We start from the raw sequence: 1,920 nt of genomic DNA, 5'->3' as shown, positions 1-1,920 counted from the left end.
ATTATGATTCACTCTTAGACCTTTGTCATTTATCAAAATATGATGGTGATAGGTACATACACCCAAAGGTTTTGCTACCATACTTGTTTCTGTTTTCATTTTCGGACAAGCCGGAGATGGGGCCAACCCTGAGGTAGCACAGAGCTCTATATTCCTTAGACTAGCCAAAGGTTTTTCAAACCATGCTCGCCTGTCTACATCCTGAAAAATATCAAACATCAAAGGAGCTGCCACAGAAGCACCGGTTAACCCTGGTCTACCCTCACCTTCTGCATTTCCAACCCAAACCGCCACCAAATAATTGGCATCATAACCTACAGCCCAAGCATCTCTATACCCAAAACTTGTCCCCGTTTTCCAAGCCACTTTGCGCGATGAAGAATACTGTCGCCAGCTCTCCTCCATTCCTGGTCGTTGCACTTCTTTCAACGCTTCAGTAACCATGTACCACGTGCCTTCTGCAAAGGAAGAAACAGGATGACGCAACTCTTCGCCTTTCCATATAGACATGTTCGAAGATGGAAAAAGTTCATTGCTAAAAAAGTTATTCAGCGTACGTACCTGTTTACTGTAGGCATGGGCTACATCCCATAAGGTCACCTCTGCTCCTCCCAATATTAAAGACAAACCATAATTGTCTGGCGAACGATTAATAGTAGAAAAACCTAAATCTTGAAGCGCATCATAAAAGCCCACTACGCCATAATCCTTTAAAATATTTGTTGCGGGAATATTCAGTGATCTTGCCAAGGCGTCTTTCGCAGGCACCACGCCATCGAAACTCTTGTTAAAATTTGAGGGAGCAAAACCTTGAATAGAAATGGGTACGTCCCTCAATAAGCTATTGTTGTGTATCATTCCTTCCTCTATTGCCGCAGCATATAAGAAAGGTTTGAGTATACTCCCTGAACTTCTCGGGGCTTGAATAAGATCTACATACTGTGCATTGGCACCCTCAAAATTGGCATTCCCCACATAGGCTTTTACCTCGCCTGACTTCACATCAATCACTAAAGCGCAGGCATTTCTAATTTCATTGTTCTCTAAAAACTTTACGTAATTATTTACACGTTGACTTACGCGTTTTTGCAAACGACCATTTATGGTAGAACTAATTCTGTGTCCATGTTTACCTTTACTATTCGCCAAACTCAACAAGTGGAAAGCAGAATTCGGCAAATCCAAAGGCTTTCCTGGCAAAGGCTCTAACAATGAAAGCTCATAGGTTGAAGCATCGATTACTTCATTTTCCTTTAACTTTTGAAGTAAACGGTTTCGTTTCGCTTTTAACTCTTCTGAATTTTTACCGGGTCGAATCAATGAAGGTGAGTTCGGCAACACCGCCAAAGTAGCATATTCAGCCCAAGACAATTGATGTAAAGGTCGATGAAAATAACGCCAAGCTGCTGTTTCTGCTCCTACGATATTCCCTCCATAAGGCGCGTGAGAAACATACATACGCAACACCTCTTCTTTGCTGTAACTGAATTCGAGTCGCACCGCCTGGTAAACTTCTATAATTTTCTCCCAGTAAGATCGCGCTTTGTTTTGTCGGGATAAACGGATTACTTGCATGCTCAGGGTGCTCCCACCACTTACGACTTTCCCCTCCTTTATATTTTGAAACAATGCACGAAAAGTAGAGACAGGGTTTACGCCTGGATGATAGTAGAAATACTCATCTTCAAAGTGTAGTATACACTGTTCTAATTCGTAGGGAATACCATCTACTTGTGGGAAACGCCATTGACCATCCTTTGCAATTTGCGCAGCCAGCAACTCACCCTTTTCATCATTTATGAGGGTAGAATAAGGCACGTCAAACAATCGACTTGGAAACGCGTAATAAAAAAGGAAGCCAAAGAGCAGTAACCCGATTAGCTTCCTTTTGTTTCTTTTTGATAATCTCATTCTTTAACT

1 protein-coding gene is annotated in these 1,920 nt (G+C 42.0%); it reads right to left on the bottom strand.

Features of this window, described 5'->3' with window-relative positions; genetic code table 11:
- Positions 1-1,911: penicillin-binding protein 1C (gene pbpC, locus R3333_RS14340; RefSeq protein WP_318959452.1), on the bottom strand; the 1,911-nt coding region annotated here is incomplete at its 3' end.
- Positions 1,912-1,920: the final 9 nt, after the last annotated feature.

The sequence above is a fragment of the Lishizhenia sp. genome (genome assembly GCF_033720595.1).
Classification (GTDB): domain Bacteria; phylum Bacteroidota; class Bacteroidia; order Flavobacteriales_D; family Crocinitomicaceae; genus Lishizhenia.
Note: the sequence above shows the minus strand (reverse complement) of the source record. Positions and strands in the feature narration are given on the sequence as shown.